This window comes from Pyruvatibacter sp., assembly GCF_040219635.1.
Classification (GTDB): Bacteria; Pseudomonadota; Alphaproteobacteria; order CGMCC-115125; family CGMCC-115125; genus Pyruvatibacter.
Genome location: NZ_JAVJSC010000003.1, coordinates 576,082 through 593,321, shown reverse-complemented (window position 1 = coordinate 593,321; position 17,240 = coordinate 576,082). Strand labels below are relative to the sequence as shown.

Below are 17,240 nucleotides of genomic sequence, written 5' to 3'. Positions count from 1 at the left end.
CTAGAATTCGGGGCTCGTCCGGCTCCGGCGGGGCACCGTAATCTCGGCGTTCACCACCCTTGTATTGGTGCTGCCTTGCCCCCTATCGCGCCGCTCTTGGCCTCCGGTGAACCCCAGCCGTTTGAGCTTGCGACCAACCACGAAAGTGCTGAGATGCTTCTCGCCATGCCGATCAGCCCAATCGTTGAAATCCAGAGCAATTTCGGCCACCGGAGTTGTACTTTCGCTGCGCCGAAGTCGTTCTGCCGCATAGGCATCAAAGGCGTCTTGGTAGCTGACATACTCCCGTACTTCGTCCCTGACGCAGCCAGGGATATCGAAGCGTTTTCGTTTCAGGAGCCGTTTAAGAGCCGTGACATAGCGCGCGAGAATGCCGGCTTTCTCAGCTTTAAGTCTGTCGAAGAGGTCAGGATCGGGGTCTTCGACACGAGGACCGCAGGGCACTAACAACAGTCGCCGCTTCAGGGCGTCCGGTGCTGCAATAAACCCGGGCATCTCTGGGTTCATTGAGCCGATGAAACGGACTGAAGGCCGAACCCGGCTATCGACTTCCTGATAGAGCCGCCGGGTCGTAATTGAGTCCTCGCCGGTGATGCGGATGAAAGTCTCACCAAAGATTTTATACTGAGTTTGCACATCGTAGCTGATGCAAACCAATTTGTTGGCAATGTCGGTTCGGTGCCGTTCGTCGTCGACCTTATCAAGCGGGGTCGTACTGACCGCATCGGGATCGTGAACCATCTCCACAACTCTCAGCAAGGTGCTCTTGCCACTACCCCCTTCACCGACAAGGTATAATGCAACCTGGAAACGCATGTTCGGGATCAACGTGAGCGCAGCATACTCATCGAATAGCCTGATGCACCCAGCATGTCCCTTCAGTGTATCGTTGATGAGCTTGTCGTAGGTGGGACACTCGGCTTTGGGGTCGTAGTCGATGTCTAGACGATATCGAAGTTCATGGTCTGGAGAGTGCTCGAGCAACTCGCCAGTCCGAACATCAAGTGTACCGTTGTTGCAGCAGATAAGCCCGCTGTGTTCACCGAACTTGGGCCGAAGCACATTTAGTGACAGGCAAGTACGCACCGGTCGCAGCAAGGAACTCGCATACGATCTGCCACCGCCGGCCACTATGTGCTTCTTCGACACCTGATCAATGAGGCTGTCGAGTAGGCTCTGCCAGTGGCCTTCTTCGTATTGAAGAAAGCCGTGCCCTTCGACATAAGCGATCAAGCCAAGCTCTTCTTCGACCAGACGCGCGATGTGCTCGTCGCGCGGTGGGGTATTGTCGTCTAGTAAATCAAATCCTTTGCGACGAGCGCTCTCAATCCATTCCGGGAGCTCGTCCAACGAATTCCCGGAATAGTCTGTTGGCAGGAGCGCCGCGAACATCGCTTTGATCTCCTCATCCGTTGCACCGGCCCTCACAAGTTCGGCCGCCAATGCGAGTCCAGCATCATGTGTGCCTGTGCCACTGATAACGATGGCCGATTGGGCGGAGGTAACTGTCGCCTTGATAATGTCGAGGTGGCGCTTGGTACACTCGGGAATTTCATCCGGTGAGCATTCATAGAGCGGCTTGCCAATCCACTCATATGGCTTGCCTGTTTCCGGATGAATTGACAGCGGAACAAGGCAACACTTACCGTTGAACAGAAAGTCCACACCGCCAAAAACGCTTACACTTTGGAACGACGTTGATTTGATGTTCAGCCCGGTGCGGACCTTTACAAAGATCGTCAGTCCTTTCTTTCCGCGTTTAGCACTGACGAAATTCGGGAATAGGGCCTTTATGACATTCACCCAGACCTCGTCGTCAATATCAATTGCTGCGATCAGCCAGCCGTCGGCAATCTTGCTTCCCATGACCGCAGCGATGTTGTGATCGGGAAACTTCGCTTTCCATTCGTCAATTCGCTGTCGACTTGCCGGGTTGGAGGTGTATCCAAGAAAGCCTTTTTCTGAAGGTTCTTTCAGCCTGGGCTTGAAGGGAACGATTGGTATCCGACTCTCTCGCCAATCGTCTATGCCCTGTTCAAGTGGACGCAACTTCATAGCGCACCTCCCAGGCAGCGGTGTGCCTGAATGAAGGCTTGCACCTCATCAAGCCGCACGTAGCGGCGAGACCCGAACGGTGTGTAGAAGGGGATGAGCCCCTTGTTCACCGCACGCCGGAGGGCGTGCTCCTTGATACCCAGAAGTTTTGCTACGTTGGGAATAGTGCCATACAGCACCGATGGGTCTTGTTTAGCCGTTTTCATGACCATTTCTCCGAAGTTCAGGCAGCCGACCATCGGCCGCACGAACGGAGAAATTGTCAGGAGTTGGATGATGGGTATTCCCCGCTTCTAGGACCGGGGAATTTCCAAGTTGAAGGACGGTAGGTCTTTGGTCGATTGCGTCGCGAAGTCTTCCAACATGGCCTTCTTGATTTTCTTTTGTCGGTAAGTGTCACTCAGAAGCCCATATTCGTGGGCTCCGATATCTTCGATCCCCAAATATGCCGCGAACCAAGGGCGTCCCTTCATGGTTACGGCTTCCAACTCCGCATTGGTGAGGTCTCGCGGGGCTGTAAAGACAAGCCGGTTCACCAACCGTTCGAACGCATCATCCGCCGCCTTGCGTTGTCGGTGCTTGAATTCTCGCAGGACGTAGTGAGCCAACCACCTTTTGCGATGAACTGTGTCGGCCTCTTTCGCCTGTTCGCTTCGTCTGGTTGCTGACATGTCGGACTGCTCGTTCGTCCACGCGTGTATGATTATGCCGACTGAGTAATTGAACCCACTCAACTGCTTGAGCAGTTTTGGGGTCGCGACGCGTTTCTCAATCTGTTCTGAAATTTCATCGATCAGCGAACGGGCGAATGCCAGGTGTTCGGCGAGATACTCTGCGTCGTGAGCTTCATTGTGGAGAATGTACATGTGATGCTTTGTGCTGATTTTGCCCAGTTTGGGCTTGTTCTTGAGCTCCTTCTCTGAAGGATTGAGCTCCACATATGGAAACTCCGACGCCGATGTGGATTGCCATTTCTTCTGGCTCGTCCGTATTCCGATCGCGTCCTTTCTTGTTTCCAGCCGCACCGATTCGATGGTCACGCAGTTGTCCTCGAATTCGCGTTTGACCCAATCCCAATAGTCATCTTCCGAAGGTTCCGGCAGGTAGCTCGGCGGCTCTTGAGTAAGTTTTGGGGGTTTGGCCATCGCTGCACCAACTTTCCAGGGGCTAGGAGTGTACGCTTTTACCTATCGCGTGGTTGAGGTTGCACAGCACAGTAGTCACCATGATAGCCATGCGAAACCTCACGGTCATCTGGCCACGATCCCTCCAAACCATCGCTGAAATGAAAGCTGCCAGTGTACCGGTTTACGCGCGCTGCAGCCGGTGTGCTCTCAAGCTCCGAGTTTCCTACGAGATGCTCGAGAAATTGCATGGTCCTCATGCCACGCTGATCAACAGACGTGGCAGGTGTCCGAATATGGAATGCAACGGCGGGACATACTTTTATCTCGCGAAGCCAGGAAGGGGACTTCCTTACAGGCCGCTGCGAGAGTCCTAAGGGGCTGGAGCCTTTGAAAAAGACGCGAGCTCTTGCAGTACATTGCTCCAGCTCTTAGCAGGGTTTGCCATTCCAGATCTGTTCCAGTAGCTCGGGTGATGCATCGGCCCGGCCACGCTCTCGCCGATGCGATAAGCCCAACGCCTTTTTGGGTGAGTTTCTAGAACCTTGAGCTCTTCCGCTTCCATCCAGTCCCAACACCTCATACTGCAAACTAGGATTACGTTTGGTTCTGGCGTGATGCTGTCGAGGGCTTTGCGAAAGACATCTCTTCCTGCCTTAAACTGGCGGCGGGAAGGTATGCTGGTAGCCGTGCCCATCGGCTCAGGGATGAAATTATAGAACGCTAGGCGATCCCAGATCTCAGGTTCAGTGGCTTGAAAATCAAGTCCGCTTTGTACCACCTCTGTTAGCCGCCTAAAAAACAGCGGCGTCTCAGGTGGATGCTTGTTCGATTTACCATTCTTCTGTTTTAGGACCCACCATTTGACAATGTCCGTCGTATGGCTGGACTTCTTATGTCGCTTCTCGCCCTCCGTAACGTAGTGGGAGTCCGCCACTAGCATTACGCGCGTCCCATTGATGCCCTTTCCATAGCTGCTACCCACCCATGGCTCATATGGTTCAATAGACATCAAAGTGACTTTCGATTTTGGAGCCGAAGCTGTGCTCTAGATTTCACGCTAGGCAATAAGAGTAGAGGCGCGCTCTGACAAAACCACATATAGCTAGAAACAGTCTGTACACGAATTGTATGGAAGTTGTGATTCCTAGCCTACTAATTTGGTATTCTACCCTCGATGCTGACCATGCGCAGGAGAGGCCTTTTCTATCTGCGATTTTAGTTCTTCTATGGTCAGGGCTGGGCGTGTCCTATGGATCATCGCGTGGCAGTTCGGGCATACCGGCACCAAATCTGCTGTGGGGTCAATCGCGTACTCTTCCCCTATTTCACTGAGCGGAATGATATGGTGAACATGGATGTAGTCCGCTCCCAGCTCTCCATAGACGTGCTCGAAGTCAAATGCGCATACGCAGCAGGTGTGTCCGAAATGATCCAAACACATTTGGCGAGCTCCAGCGTTGCGCTCGTAAGCGTTCACAGTAGTCGATTGGACAGCTCCTTCAAAAAGGAGCTCGCCGGAGCTGACTTCCTCGTCTGGGATGCTGGATTGTCCAGCGGGCGCTGCGTACCAACCGCCGCCTAGGACAATAAGAACTTTCTGCGTCAACTCCGGCTTGAAACTGGATATCTTGGTTGGTTCGAGGGTGTCACGCTTTTCCACACCAAACTTGGGCCGGATAGGAAATGTAAACAGTATGTAGCCTTTGTCCGCGACTAAGTTGAGATGATGCACGGCTTGCGCATACCCTGGTTGCTTTCTTCCCCGGTTGCTGATGGCCCAGTCCTTCGCCATCAGTAAGCCCAAGCCCCCGTGGTCATACTGTTCCCACAGTCCAAATATGACCATTTTGTTGGCGTGGTTCACAAAAGACCAGCTCCATGTCCAGTTCGCACACTCCGCTCCATTGGACTGGATGAATTGCTTTCTGTTCATCGGCAAAGAATCTCACTCGATTAGGAAGGACGGACACCCTCGATAGTCGCTACTGTTCGATTAAGGGGCTCAATTCCCTCGAGAACAACGTGGGTCGCCGCTCAGCTACCCGCTCCGTACCGCAACCGGTTGGGCCAATGCCATCGGAATGAAAATCACCCTGCCGAGGTCCCTGGCTTCTTCCAAGCTAGGTCCACCTTCCGGTGGTCAATCGTCAAATGGCCAAATCCTGCAGCGTGCAGGGCGCTCTAGCTAGTTAAGGTTCTGCTCCCGACACGTTCGTCACACAGCTAAATAAGGATTTTCAAATTGTCAGCCTCTTGAAACAACTAAGACACTGGTGGGTGTTCGATGAAACTTTATCGCGGTTGCCCCACTAAAATTCCTATAATAGGGGAATGACAGTCGTTCCCGAAGCACAGTTGCAATCCTATGTTGTGGGCTTAGCCCGCGAAGCTTTTCCGCATGTGAAAGCTGAGAGTTTTAAGGTCGAGAAGCGCCTCAAGCTCAAACTCGGACATACGGATAATGACTATGACGGCACTGCCGCTTGGGAGGCCGAGGGACGGGCTGACCTTCTACTTCTTTATGACGGGGACCCGCTCGCCGTTGTCGAGCTTAAGCGCGCGGATAAGGCGCTAATGGCGCAGGATCTTAAGCAAGGCCAGAGCTATGCTGCAGTTCTGACTCCTAGGCCGCCTCTTGTTATTGTGAGCAATGGCAACGAGACGTGGGTTCGCCAGGTCGATAGCGGCAAGGAACTACCTCTTGGTCTCGATGGCGCGGCGACTATCGAAAAGGTCTTCGCCAACATCGGTAAGTTGGCTGCAGCTGACAATAGCTGGGCCATTGAGGTCCTAATGGGTCCAGAGACCAGCGTTTGGGTTGAAGCAGTGCGTCAACGCACTGATAAATTGATCGATCGCATGACGGGAGAACCAGGCGATACATTTAAGCCATTCTGTGAGGAGCTGCTGTTTCACCGGAGGGCCACGGACGAGATCATCGCGCAATTCGACAGCGCGACCAAAGCGGTGATCGTTGAGGGGCCCCCTCTCGCTGGCAAGAGCAACGTCCTGCGCGAATTGGCGGTCGCCACGCGCTGTTCGCCTGATTGGGGCATATTCATGGTCAATGGCGCAACAGCCGGTCCTGGTCTCTTTCAACGTCTGGCCAATATTCTGGGAGCGGCGCTGGAATGGAAGCTGGAAGCGGATGATGTCCGCACTTGGCTGAGGCGAATGTCCCAGTCGACGCGCAAGCCCGCACTTGTCCTCGCCGTCGACGGATTGAAGCCCGGATCTCCGGTTGCACACGATTTCGAGGAGCTCGCCGAGACGGGCTTTGGCGAAGGTCTCCGTCTTGTAGGTTGCACGGAGTGCGCCGATGACATCCTTCTCGATGGCACGGGCCGCGGCCAAACAGCGGTCTCATCAATTGCTAAGGTTGTGCAAGTCGACACCCTCGACGATGATGAGTTCAGTGCGATCAGAGAACATCTCTCCAGGAACCGGATTTTCTTCTATCCAGGCGCGGAGCTGTCTGACGAATATCGCGCTGCCTGGGTGCTTCGCTCCGTCCTTGCGGGCGGTGCGTTACCTGAGAAGGAAAACGTTGCTGCTGCAATTCCTGCTACCATGGGTCTCAGACTAGTTCAGAGTGCGAGAGAGCGCTTCGATCCGCTCCATGATGTCGCACGCCGTCACCGCCTTATTGTCCGCGACGCGCTCTGTGATGAGGAAGCCCCGAACCCGGAAGTTACCTTGGCCGGCACCAACGCATTCGTCATCCGGCGGGACGCGCTCAGTTCTGATGGTGAGGACGCTGCGGTCAAACTACAGGAGGAAGGATGGGTGGGCTTCTATCGGCATTCGACCGGTAAGGATCTCGTTGCCTTCCGCGTACCCGAACTTTTCATGAGCGAATTGGCGCGGGAGCTCGCCGACACGATCGAAGTTGCCCTCAACGCTGAGCCTGATGAGGCTTGGCGAGTACTGATTCAGCAAGCAAGCCGCTTCTTTCTCGGCGATATTGTAGGCGCACAGGCCCTTTGCGATCTCGGTCGAAAGCGAAATGGCCTGCCTTTAGGCTTGATGGGATCGCTGATGAATGATCGGCCCTGCGTTGAGAGTCTATTTGGCAAGACCATCGGAATTCAGATGGCAGACGGTACCGTACGCGACCTCCATTTTAATGAAGACGGCGAGGTAGCCGCTCTCGATGTGTATGGCAATGTCGTTGGCGACTACACTCCACTATCGGATGATGACGATTTCGGCGTTGCATACGGCAACATGATGTCCTGGCTGATCCTCTCACAACTAGCGTCCGTCCGTACCGCTTTTGGCGAAACAATTGAGGAGCGCCTTGACATAGAGGTTATGCTTCATGTCGGCCGCGCCCGGATGCCGCTTGTGCGCGGTGGAAACATGGCCAACCTCAAAGCGCATAGTATTGCAAACCTTGGAAATGCGGGCAGCGTCTTGAGTGCGGAACACGCTTTGGCGGAGCCGTTGACTTCCGCCATTCACAAACTCTTACATGAGGAATGGCGTGATCTTGATTTCTTCTTCCTGCGCTTGGTCGAGGCTGACTCCCTGCCGGCGACCGTCAGGGTCCATCATGCGCTCAACAGTCTCAAAGGGTCTGTTGTTCCGGGTCTTGAAAACTGGGCGCAGGGGAAAATGACCTCAACCGTCCGCCCGCTTCTGCAAAAGCAAATGGCGCGTGATAAGGCTTGATGGTCGGCTGAATCAACCGTCCCGACGCCGAAGGAGAAAAATGCTAACCGCGCTCGCAAGCGTAACTACTAACTCTGCTTCTTCGAAGCTTGGATTCCGACCTTCTTGAATATGGCGACCTTGCTGCGAGGCAAATCCCCATAGTTGGTGCAGTGAACCATCAAGTGGTGCAGCCAGGTTAAGTCGCTTGATGATCTGTCCTAGCGTATCGCTACTGCCATCCACTTCCCGCGCCACACATTCTAAAGCTGCCATGGCGTGCTGGATTGCGCCCGTTACATCGGCATCTGGGCGGCGTGAAATATCGCGAAGCGCTTCGTGGATTTCGCTCGCGGCAGTTGGGGTCCCACTTTCGCGCATGACATCCGTCGCGTGCCCAGTTGCCAGAGTGAATGCTTCTGAGCCGCGAGCGACAATGGCTCCGTTTTTCATCTCCCACCCGACACCCTTCTCGCGGAAGAGCTGATTGAGTTGAGCTTCGAAGGAGTCTTGACGGTCGCCCGTATGACCATCTGCACCTAGTTTGATGTAAAGACGTTCCGCAAAGTCATAGACCTTGTACCAAGGCGCATCGTCGATTAGCCCTGAGACCTCACGCTCAATGTTGGTAGCCGACCAATTATTCTGATCGGGGCGAGTCAGTAAGACCCGACAGAGGATGTCGCGCATTTCCCCCGGTCCTAGGTCAGCACCGTAGCCCAGCATCAAGATGCCATCGCGCACCGAAGTCGGGGCGTCTTCGCGAATAGTGATCTCGACTGCAGGCGCGTGGTACCCGAAGCGACCGGAGAAAGTGGAGCCGGAATTTTCCATTGCCTGTTTCTACCTGAATTGCCCTTAGAGTCGCCAGCCTAATAACTACTTTTGCTTGATTGCCGAGATGCAGAAGCGGCTATTGGAAAGCCGCTGACCGCCCACCGCGTTTTGTCATTTCGCGCCGTTGGCTAGTGAACTGAGCCTCAATGCTCATCCAACTGCGGCCAGAACTCGTAGATCGATGGGGTTTATCAGACACCATGATGCACGGCATGTCGGTTACTGGGCGGTTACATTCCCGACTTGAGGCTTTCAGGGCCATTCTGCCAACCATAAGAGAGCTATACATACAGCCAGCTAGTCTACTTTTCATCAACCTCCTGCAAAGTGATGAAACCGTTGAACGTCACTATGCAAACCTTGCCAAGGTTGGGGTCGTGAGTTCGAATCTCATCGCCCGCTCCAATTTTCCAACATCATAGATACCGGTTTTCGGGGTCTTGCGGCATCAAGTGATGCAGTATGCGGCTGCGTCGGCTTGAAGTTTCCTATTTCCGGTTCTGGTTCGATACAGACCCCGCAGGCGGGCGGGGCGTATTGAGATAGGTCGCGATCCAATGGATTGCGGTGATGAGCAACAGATCATCATGCAGCTCCATTTGCCGGCTCAGGGCGAGGCTGCCGACAAACGCCGCCACGCACCACTGCCACTTCCACCGCAGGGTGAAATAATGCGCGGCTCCAAATACCACGGCGCTAAGCGTGGCCGCCACCCAGACCGATGCGCCAAAGCCTTCCAGGAGGTTTGGCACTGCCAGACGGAACACCCACTCTTCCCAGAAGGACAGGGCGCCCAGATAGATGATCCACCCCAGTTTCGATGCGTCCCAACGCCGGTCAATCAGCCACGCATGCCCGTTGAAGGCAAGAAACAGCACAACGAGCGCGAGAAAGTATAGCTGCGGGTTCGCCATACCTTCTGCAAGACTGTGTGAAAAGGCGGTCTGCAAACCGGGCACAGCCAGGCAAATCAGGGCAAGGGCGGCACCCGGAAGCCCGTGGCGTACAAACACCTCGCGGAATGTCGTGAGCCTGTCACCAGTAAAATCCCTGGCGCGTTGAAGCCGCTGGTTGCTGGAACCCGTTGCGTTGCTCAATTTTCTTCGCCGATCTGTCCTGTGGCGCTACTTGGTGCCAAAGACATGCCAGCCATCGTTGATCAGCTGCGCGGAGATGGCCCGCCCGATACCAGAAGAAACGCCTGTCACGACCGCTGTTCTGAGGTCTTTGGCCATGGACCTCCTCCCTACTGAACCTGATCAATGATGCGCAACAAGGCTGTGGCGATTTCCGCAGGCACCTCTTCCTGCAGAAAATGGCCGCCCTGGGTCTGCGTCACCGGCGCGTCGGGAAAGTTCTGTTTCATCCTTGGCAGCACTTGCCCGAGGATGGGATCGTTAATGCCCCAGACGATTTCGACAGGAATGTTCAGACCGGCCACATAGCGCTCAATGTCTCTGAGCTGGGTCGAGCTTGGCTCGTCGGGGCTGTAGGGGACCATGCGCATCATGGCGAGGGGGGCCTTTGCGTTGCCGCTTTCCACAACCGGACGCCCATAGAGGTCTGCCACCTCCGCAGGAATTGAGTCCGGGTCACCTTGTGCATCGCGCAACCGGTCAAAGATCGAAACAAGACCTTCAAACACCACTTCACCAAGCACCGGAGTCTTGGCAATGTCATGGGCTCTCGACAGGCTGCCTGCCTGCGTCGGTGCATTGAAACCGGTGTTGAGTATCACGGCGCCTTCAATCAGGCCGGGCGATCGGCTCAAAGCTCCAAGCCCGACGGCACCGCCCCAGTCCTGGCCCATGTAAACGAGTTCAGTCAGATCCAACTGGGCGAGCGCTGCATTTATCCAGCGCATGTGATTGTCGAGGGTGTGCTGGCTTGCGGGCACCTTGCTGGAAAACCCGAGCCCCACCAGCGTCGGCATGATCAGCCGCAGCCGGTCCGTCGGCAGTTCGTCCGCCACCTTGCGATAGAGAAATCCTGACGTTGGATTGCCATGCATCAGGAACACCGGGTACCCGGTCCCGACTTCCAGCATGTGCACCTTGATGCCCGGCTCTACCTCGATGAAGTAGCTCTTGTAGTCGTCCGAAATGAGCTTCGCGGCGTAGTCGGGCAGGGGAAACGCTTCGAAGTTTTTCCCCTCAATAGCGACGGTCCCCGCTCCTTCAGGAGTGACCAATTGTCCATCGCGCGTCAAAGCAATCACGATGCCGGCGGCGACGATGACAACTATCGCCAAGGATATCAGGATCAGTCTTTTCACGTGCTCAACCTTTTAAACGCGGGGCATCACTATGCGGGGGCTCACGCCTCTTAAGCGGGCGCAGCGGTTGGCTCTGCATTGGTCTGTCTCATCTGTTTCCAGAGATACCGCAGGGCAATAAGAGCCGGGATGTAGTAGAGAAAAACGAAGATCGACACGACGCGGGCGGTGTTGGTCGACAGGCCGAAATGCAGGAGTGTCGGCAGGTCGATCAGGTCTGTGAAGAGCCGAATAAAGATCAGGATAAAGAGCATTGGAGCGCTCTTGAGTGCGAATGCGATGATAAAGGCAAAGCCAACTGCCAGGTTGCGCGCGGCGTAGATATAGGCGGCCTGGTTCACTTCTTCGGCCCCGGGGCCACCCAGAAAGCCCGGCAGAGCAAATGCCACAACCGGACCGATGAACATCGGCAATGTTTCAATAATGATGATGAGCGTGAGCCACCAAGGTATGACGATCTTCATTACACCCCTCCGAGGTACGACCTGGCTAGCCTGCTTTTGGCTGCTGATGCAGGTCTGATCGCCGGGTGGAACCGCCTCTCATGCACCAGCGTCCAGCGCTTGCCGCAAGACTAATAAATTGGCACTAAGAATGTCAATTCAATCCTGGGGTGGGGTCGTGAGCTCCAATGTCATCGCCCGCTCCAATTTTCTTCAGATATGGATATCTCGCGCCAATGCGTTGCGCGTCACCGAATCTGCGTTGCGTTTGCTCATGCCGAGCAGGCGCAGGATGTGGATGCACAGGCGGTGTGTCAGGGTCTGGTCGCGGCCGTGTTTGAGCTGAAAGTGGATGGCAGCGCCTATCAACGCCACGATCTGGCTGAGAGTGAAGGCATCGATTTGTGTGCTGAACACCTCCTGCTCCACACCGCGCGTCAGGTCAGCGATGAGATGCTGAAACGCTCCTTCAGGGGGTGTCGATACGTACTCTTGCGCGTCTAGCAGTATCGCGGCCCAGTCGGGTGAGTTGAGGACCAGGTCAACGAACCCTGAGGTTGCCGTGACGACGCGCGTCGGCCCGTCGTTGATGCCTGTCATCTGGTCGTCCAGACGCCGGCTGACCTCGATGGCAAGGTCCAACGCCACCTTGTGCAGGATCTCTTCCTTGGATTGGAAGTAGTTATAAAACGTGCCGTTGGCGAGACCGGCAGCGGTTGTCATGTCGCTGATTTTCGCAGCTTCCATCCCCTTGCGCCCAATGACATCCACCGCCGCATCCAGCAGGGCGGCCAGTGTTCTTTCACGTTTGCCAAGGCCACTGGCGGCGTTTGAAAAAAACCTGTCGTCCACGTCATTGCTCCGGCTCGAATCCATGCTGCACGCCGCAGTATGCCGTGTGCCGGGTTGACAGACCAGATAAATGAGGTGTATCTCAAAAATGAGAGCGCTCTCAGTTCAACAGTTTGACCTCGGTATGTGACCCATGACGCATGATCCGCCCGTACTCATTATTGGTGCCGGCCCGGCAGGGCAGCTATCGGCCCTGTCGCTGGCGCGACACGGCATCGCGTGTGATGTGATTGACCGACGCGTCGAAATTGGCGCTGCACCCAAAGCCCATGCCGTGAATGCGCGGACGCTGGAAATTTGCCAACGCCTTGGAATAGATGCGCAAGATCTGCGAGCGCAGGGCGCAAGTGCTAACGACGGCGGCTGGGTGCGCTTCATGGGAACTTTAAGCGGACCTGAGTTTGGCGTCCTGCCTTATGAACGGCAGGACAATGCGGCGCTTGCCCATACGCCATATCCGCTCTCCAATATTCCCCAACCAAAATTCGAAGCGGTTCTGGAAGCGCATGTGCGCGCAGAGCCTCTGGTACGGCTGCGGCGCGGCACCCAATGCGCGGGAATAAAAACAGTCGATGGCGGGGTGATTGCAACGATCGAAGACTGCTCCACGGGAATAGCCAGGACGTGCACCTATGATTATGTGATTGCAGCAGATGGTGCCGGGTCGCAAACCCGGGATGCCCTTGGCATTGCAATGGAAGGGCCGGAAGTTCTCGAGAACTTCATCACTATCCATTTCGAGGCTGATCTGCGGTCGATAACAGATGCGCGCACTGGTGTGCTCTACTTTTTGTTTGATCCGGACAATGCCGGCGTCCTGATTGCCTATGACCGCGCACGCACGTGGGTGCTGATGCACACCTATGATCCGCAGTCCGAAACACTCGCCGACTTTGATGCACAGAGATGCGCCGCCCTGGTGCGCGGCGCTGTTGGTGCATCTGAACTTGAGCTGTCCATCAAGAACATCAGCTCCTGGGCGATGTCGGCGCAGATTGCGTCGTCTTATCGCAAGGGGCGTGTGTTTCTTGTCGGCGATGCGGCGCATCGGTTTCCGCCAAGCGGCGGCCTTGGCCTGAACACCGGTGCAGGCGATGCGCAGAACCTTACGTGGAAACTCGCGGCTGTCATCAAGGGCGAGGCATCGCTGGACCTGCTTGATACATACGAAAGCGAACGTCAGCCCATTGCGCGCATCAACTCTGAGCAAAGCCTGACCAACGCCGCAAAGATCATTGATCTTTTTATACTGCTTCATGGGCTGGACCCGACCAAAGCAAGCGAGCACTACGCGGCATTGTGTGCAAACCCCTCTGGTATCGACGCATTGCCTGATGTGGTTGAAGCCCAGCGGCCGCACTTCGATAGTTTCAACCTGCAGATCGGGTATCGCTATGCATCGGCTGCATTGCCAGGTGCCGAGCCGCTGCCTGCTGCATCCGCCATTGAGACAAGCGCGTTTCATCCTCAATGGGACGTGGGTGCGCATGTGCCGCACTACTGGGTGACGCAGGGCGCGACAACGACCTCGACATATTCGTTGCTGCCCATGAACCGCTTTTCCCTGTTGGTGGGCCCACAGGCACCTGATGCGTTCAAGGTGGGCGGTATGGATTTGGATATCCGCCGCAAGGGGTGTGACTTTGACGGCGGGTTTGACTGGTGTGACGCCACCGGTCTGCCTGCCTCAGGTGCGGTTCTTGTTCGCCCCGACGGTCACATCGCGGCACGGTTTTCCGGCACCGAAAACGATCCGGAACTCGCGTTGCGCGCGGCGCTGGCGAACGCACTCATGGTTCAGCCCGGGAGCATCTCATGAATCTTGGTCTTGAAGGCCGAAAGGCCATTGTCTGTGCATCGTCGCGGGGCCTTGGCCGCGCCTGCGCCGTCGCGCTCGCTCGTGAAGGGGTGATGGTGATACTCAACAGCCGACACGCTGACACCCTGGAAGTCGCGCGCAGTGCGGTCGCCATCGAGGCTGGTGTTGATGAGGCAAACGTCCCGGGTGTTGCCGCTGATCTCAACACCGAAGAAGGGCGAGATGCGCTTGTGCGCACTTGTCCGGATGCGGACATTCTGGTCACGAACAATGAAGGTCCGCCGCCGGGTGAGTTTACCAACTGGGGCGTGGCTGAGTGGCACGCAGCGGTTGACGCGAACATGCTGGCCCCTGCCTTCATGATCAAGGCGGTGATCGGGGGCATGAAGGAGCGGCGCTTCGGGCGCATCGTCAACATCACCTCTGCCATGGTGAAGTCGCCCAACTATTATATGGGCCTTTCCACCGCTGCGCGGTCGGGGCTGACGGCCCTGTGCAAGGGCCTGTCGGTTGAGGCGGCGCCTTTCAATGTCACCATCAACAACATGTTGCCTGAACGGTTCGATACTGACCGGCAGGAGCGCATGGCGCAATTCGCAATGGCTGCCAAAGGCATCACGCGCGAAGAGGCGCGTGCGGAAATCTGCGAGACCATTGCTGCAAAACGCATGGGGCGACCGGAGGAGTTCGGCGATGCCTGTGCATTCCTGTGCAGCGCGCAGGCCGGGTTCATTTCCGGCCAGAACCTGCAACTCGACGGCGGATCATACGCCGGTCTTATCTAGGAGAAAGATCATGGATGCTTTCTACGACCAGACGCTTGTGCCGCGGATTCTGTTTTCGATTATTGCCTTCGCCATTGCCGTCGGTCCGATGTTTGCCGACTTCAACAAGACACATGCAACCAATCCCCTGTGGACGCCGCATGCGCGTTTTCATGTGGTCTGGCAGGTGCTGAGCCAGGCGGGCATATCGATGGCGATCCTGTATTTGCTGTGGGCCCCTTCGCCGGACTACGCCACGCACATAGGGCTGGCGGCTTTGCTCAACTATGTCTGGCTCGCCAGCTTTTTTGCCACGATGGCCACCATGCCGCTTTATGGCGGGGCGTTGAAAGACGAGAACGGCATCAAGCCCTTCCGCTTCAATATCCTCGGACGGATTTATCTTGTCGATACCAACCTGTTCGGCGCAAGCATCTTTGTTGTCGTCAATACGGCGGGTGTCTGGCTGGTTTTGAATGCGTAAGGAAATGCATATGCGCACCCCCTTCATTCTGATCTGGAGCATCCTGATGGTTCTGTCTCACCCGGCGGCGGCGAAAGTGGATATCGCGCCGCGCGATGAAGCGCTCACATTTGCAAGGGTCGGAGCACCTGGTGCGTACCAGTTGATGCTGGTCTCCTCCTATGTTGACGGCAAGGTCGGCGGCATCAACCTGTCGTCAGTTTTTGGCGCGGACGACCCCATAACGCTTTACAGCGCGCAGGGCTATGACGCGATTGCGTCGGCGGATGGCCCGGCCATGGACGTGCCAGTGGAAGACCTGGCGCTACCCGTTGACCTGACGGCATCACACATTGCAGTGGGGACGAACTTTCCGGCTCATGCCGAAGAAGCATCGGTTGAAGACGGGCCATTCCTGTTTGCCAAGGAAGTTGAGCCAACTGCGTTCAACGCGCCGATCCCCAAAGGGGACGGGCTCTTGGATTTTGAAGTGGAGCTGTGCTTCGTCGCTCTTGAGGATTTCGAGATCACCTCTGCGCCTGCGCAAGCGGGGCTTATTTTGTGCAACGACGTAACGGATCGCGCAAAGCTCATGCGCAACCTCAATGCGTCTGATGTTACTTCCGGCGACGGGTTTACGACCGGCAAGAGTGCGCCGGGCTATCTGCCTGTCGGCAACCTCTTTGTTATCCCGCGCGACCTGCGCAGCTTTGCGCCTGACGTTGATCTGCGGCTTTATCGTGGTGGTGAGCTTGCGCAATCAGCCAGGCAGTCGCTTGCCATCTGGGATTTCGACGAGATTCTCAGGCAGTCAGCAGCGCGTGCCGACGTCACCTGGGATTACAATGACAGGACGGTTGGGCTTCCAATCCGCAATGGCATTGTGCCCGCGCGCACGGGCGTGCTCGGAGGTACGCCGGACGGCACGATATTCAGGGGAATGGACACCATGGCCATTGTCAGGGGGGTGGCTGACTGGGTGTTGGGGGGCTGGAATAAACCCGTCACACACTGGGTCATTGAGCGTCAGATTGCGCGCGCTTATGCGCAGGGCAGTTACCTGCAGGCAGGCGAAACCATAACCATCACAGCCGATAAACTAGGCGAGCTGGTCAATACGGTAGCTGAGTAGCAAGCTACGTTCCTAACCGGAGGGATCACTTTCATGGTTGCGCGATATGCTGAGTCTTTCAGGCAGGCTGTATTGTCCGTATGCGTTGTTTGTGCCGTTGGTATTGCGGGACTCCCGGCGGCAGCCGACGATATGGAGTTCACAGCTTCGGTCTGGGCCGACAACTGGTTTGCGTTTTACGTCAACGGTGAACTGGTGGTAGAAGACATTGTGCCGGTGACCGAGATCCGCTCGTTCAATTCGCAGACATTCACGTTCCGCGCATCATACCCGTTTGATATTGCCGTGGTGACGAAAGACTATGTCGAGAACGACAGTGGCCTGGAATATATCGGCTCGTTCTTCGGCTTGTTCTACGTGGGTGAGTTTTTCACGCCCTTCCAACAGATCGGAGATGGCGGTTTCATTGCACAGATTGCGGAGACGCGCAGTGGTGATGTGGTTGCCACAACATCGAGCGATTGGCGCGGTCTGGTCGTGCATCAAGCACCACTCAACCCTGATTGTGAGAAATCACGGCAGCCACTGGTTGACTGCAAGTTCAAAGTCTCCGCCGAGCCAACCGGCTGGAAGGATGCTGACTTTGATGACACCGGCTGGGCAGCAGCGACTGAGTACACCGCGGAACAAATCGGCGCCCGGTTTGGGTATAACGACATTGAGTGGGACCGATCAGCAAAGCTCATCTGGTCGGCGGATATTGAGACCGACAACATAATTTTGTGGCGCTATCGTGTGACACCATAGGACGTGCCGTGCTGCGACCTGACGGTCTTTCGCGATCATCAGATAGATGTCGCGCAGAACCCGTAGCGACATG

General features: G+C 56.0%; 16 protein-coding genes. 6 read left to right on the top strand and 10 right to left on the bottom strand.

The annotated features are described in order from the left end of the window. The 5 genes from RIB87_RS06230 to RIB87_RS06210 form a co-directional block, all read right to left on the bottom strand. Positions 1–2,055: a phage/plasmid primase, P4 family gene (locus RIB87_RS06230; RefSeq protein ID WP_350144644.1), complete on the bottom strand. Its 2,055-nt coding sequence runs from the start codon at positions 2,053–2,055 to the stop codon at positions 1–3. After that, positions 2,052–2,261 carry a helix-turn-helix domain-containing protein gene (locus RIB87_RS06225; RefSeq protein WP_350144642.1) on the bottom strand — a complete coding sequence of 70 codons (210 nt, stop codon included), beginning with the start codon at positions 2,259–2,261 and terminating at the stop codon, positions 2,052–2,054. The genes RIB87_RS06230 and RIB87_RS06225 overlap by 4 nt, the downstream gene beginning before the upstream one ends. Positions 2,262–2,348: 87 nt before the next feature. After that, a complete protein-coding gene (locus tag RIB87_RS06220; RefSeq protein WP_350144640.1) occupies positions 2,349–3,200 on the bottom strand; it encodes a hypothetical protein in 852 nt (283 codons plus the stop codon). 352 nt (positions 3,201–3,552) lie between these two features. Next, the gene (locus RIB87_RS06215; RefSeq protein ID WP_350144638.1) at positions 3,553–4,191 is read right to left on the bottom strand and encodes a hypothetical protein; all 639 of its coding nucleotides are present in this window, start codon (positions 4,189–4,191) and stop codon (positions 3,553–3,555) included. Positions 4,192–4,347: 156 nt separating this feature from the next. Then, complete coding sequence (locus RIB87_RS06210; RefSeq protein ID WP_350144636.1) at positions 4,348–5,115, bottom strand: HNH endonuclease; 768 nt, start codon at positions 5,113–5,115, stop codon at positions 4,348–4,350. Between the two features lie 398 nt (positions 5,116–5,513). Here RIB87_RS06210 and RIB87_RS06205 point away from each other — a divergent pair, with 398 nt between their 5' ends. Then, entirely contained in the window at positions 5,514–7,856 is a 2,343-nt protein-coding gene (locus RIB87_RS06205; protein ID WP_350144634.1) for a hypothetical protein, read from the top strand. Positions 7,857–7,868: 12 nt separating this feature from the next. Here RIB87_RS06205 and RIB87_RS06200 read toward each other — a convergent pair whose 3' ends face one another. The 5 genes from RIB87_RS06200 to RIB87_RS06180 all read right to left on the bottom strand — a co-directional run bounded on the left by RIB87_RS06200 (position 7,869) and on the right by RIB87_RS06180 (position 12,266). Next, a complete protein-coding gene (locus RIB87_RS06200) occupies positions 7,869–8,669 on the bottom strand; it encodes an AbiJ-NTD4 domain-containing protein (RefSeq protein WP_350144632.1) in 801 nt (266 codons plus the stop codon). Between the two features lie 491 nt (positions 8,670–9,160). Beyond that, positions 9,161–9,769, bottom strand: a complete 609-nt coding sequence (locus RIB87_RS06195; protein ID WP_350144630.1) for a CPBP family intramembrane glutamic endopeptidase — start codon at positions 9,767–9,769, stop codon at positions 9,161–9,163. 149 nt (positions 9,770–9,918) lie between these two features. Next, entirely contained in the window at positions 9,919–10,923 is a 1,005-nt protein-coding gene (locus tag RIB87_RS06190; RefSeq protein ID WP_350144627.1) for an alpha/beta fold hydrolase, read from the bottom strand. Positions 10,924–10,997: 74 nt separating this feature from the next. After that, positions 10,998–11,411: a hypothetical protein gene (locus tag RIB87_RS06185; protein ID WP_350144625.1), complete on the bottom strand. Its 414-nt coding sequence runs from the start codon at positions 11,409–11,411 to the stop codon at positions 10,998–11,000. A gap of 192 nt (positions 11,412–11,603) precedes the next feature. Next, entirely contained in the window at positions 11,604–12,266 is a 663-nt protein-coding gene (locus RIB87_RS06180; RefSeq protein ID WP_350144623.1) for a TetR/AcrR family transcriptional regulator, read from the bottom strand. A 109-nt stretch (positions 12,267–12,375) separates the two neighbouring features. On the opposite strand from RIB87_RS06180, the gene RIB87_RS06175 reads away from it, so the two are divergent. Genes RIB87_RS06175 through RIB87_RS06155 form a run of 5 tightly spaced genes read left to right on the top strand, consistent with a single transcriptional unit; the run spans position 12,376 to position 17,167 of the window. Further along, positions 12,376–14,061 (top strand): FAD-dependent monooxygenase, encoded by a 1,686-nt coding sequence (locus RIB87_RS06175; protein ID WP_350144621.1) that lies wholly within the window; start codon positions 12,376–12,378, stop codon positions 14,059–14,061. Continuing rightward, on the top strand, positions 14,058–14,846 hold the full coding sequence (locus RIB87_RS06170) for an SDR family oxidoreductase (RefSeq protein WP_350144619.1): 789 nt from the start codon (positions 14,058–14,060) through the stop codon (positions 14,844–14,846). The genes RIB87_RS06175 and RIB87_RS06170 overlap by 4 nt, the downstream gene beginning before the upstream one ends. Before the next feature lie 10 nt (positions 14,847–14,856). Then, positions 14,857–15,309, top strand: coding sequence for a DUF6640 family protein (locus RIB87_RS06165; RefSeq protein WP_350144617.1), 453 nt, complete (start codon positions 14,857–14,859; stop codon positions 15,307–15,309). Positions 15,310–15,319: 10 nt separating this feature from the next. Continuing rightward, on the top strand, positions 15,320–16,420 hold the full coding sequence (locus tag RIB87_RS06160) for a fumarylacetoacetate hydrolase family protein (RefSeq protein WP_350144615.1): 1,101 nt from the start codon (positions 15,320–15,322) through the stop codon (positions 16,418–16,420). 33 nt (positions 16,421–16,453) lie between these two features. Beyond that, complete coding sequence (locus RIB87_RS06155) at positions 16,454–17,167, top strand: PEBP family protein (protein ID WP_350144613.1); 714 nt, start codon at positions 16,454–16,456, stop codon at positions 17,165–17,167. The last annotated feature ends 73 nt before the right edge of the window (positions 17,168–17,240 follow it).

Excerpts from the sequence above, each read along its gene's own strand:
- RIB87_RS06230 (WP_350144644.1), bottom strand. The coding sequence starts at position 2,055 with ATGAAGTTGCGTCCACTTGAACAGGGCATAGACGATTGGCGAGAGAGT.
- RIB87_RS06225 (WP_350144642.1), bottom strand. The coding sequence starts at position 2,261 with ATGAAAACGGCTAAACAAGACCCATCGGTGCTGTATGGCACTATTCCC.
- RIB87_RS06220 (WP_350144640.1), bottom strand. The coding sequence starts at position 3,200 with ATGGCCAAACCCCCAAAACTTACTCAAGAGCCGCCGAGCTACCTGCCG.
- RIB87_RS06215 (WP_350144638.1), bottom strand. The coding sequence starts at position 4,191 with ATGTCTATTGAACCATATGAGCCATGGGTGGGTAGCAGCTATGGAAAG.
- RIB87_RS06210 (WP_350144636.1), bottom strand. The coding sequence starts at position 5,115 with ATGAACAGAAAGCAATTCATCCAGTCCAATGGAGCGGAGTGTGCGAAC.
- RIB87_RS06205 (WP_350144634.1), top strand. The coding sequence starts at position 5,514 with ATGACAGTCGTTCCCGAAGCACAGTTGCAATCCTATGTTGTGGGCTTA.
- RIB87_RS06200 (WP_350144632.1), bottom strand. The coding sequence starts at position 8,669 with ATGGAAAATTCCGGCTCCACTTTCTCCGGTCGCTTCGGGTACCACGCG.
- RIB87_RS06185 (WP_350144625.1), bottom strand. The coding sequence starts at position 11,411 with ATGAAGATCGTCATACCTTGGTGGCTCACGCTCATCATCATTATTGAA.
- RIB87_RS06180 (WP_350144623.1), bottom strand. The coding sequence starts at position 12,266 with ATGGATTCGAGCCGGAGCAATGACGTGGACGACAGGTTTTTTTCAAAC.
- RIB87_RS06175 (WP_350144621.1), top strand. The coding sequence starts at position 12,376 with ATGACGCATGATCCGCCCGTACTCATTATTGGTGCCGGCCCGGCAGGG.
- RIB87_RS06170 (WP_350144619.1), top strand. The coding sequence starts at position 14,058 with ATGAATCTTGGTCTTGAAGGCCGAAAGGCCATTGTCTGTGCATCGTCG.
- RIB87_RS06165 (WP_350144617.1), top strand. The coding sequence starts at position 14,857 with ATGGATGCTTTCTACGACCAGACGCTTGTGCCGCGGATTCTGTTTTCG.
- RIB87_RS06160 (WP_350144615.1), top strand. The coding sequence starts at position 15,320 with ATGCGCACCCCCTTCATTCTGATCTGGAGCATCCTGATGGTTCTGTCT.
- RIB87_RS06155 (WP_350144613.1), top strand. The coding sequence starts at position 16,454 with ATGGTTGCGCGATATGCTGAGTCTTTCAGGCAGGCTGTATTGTCCGTA.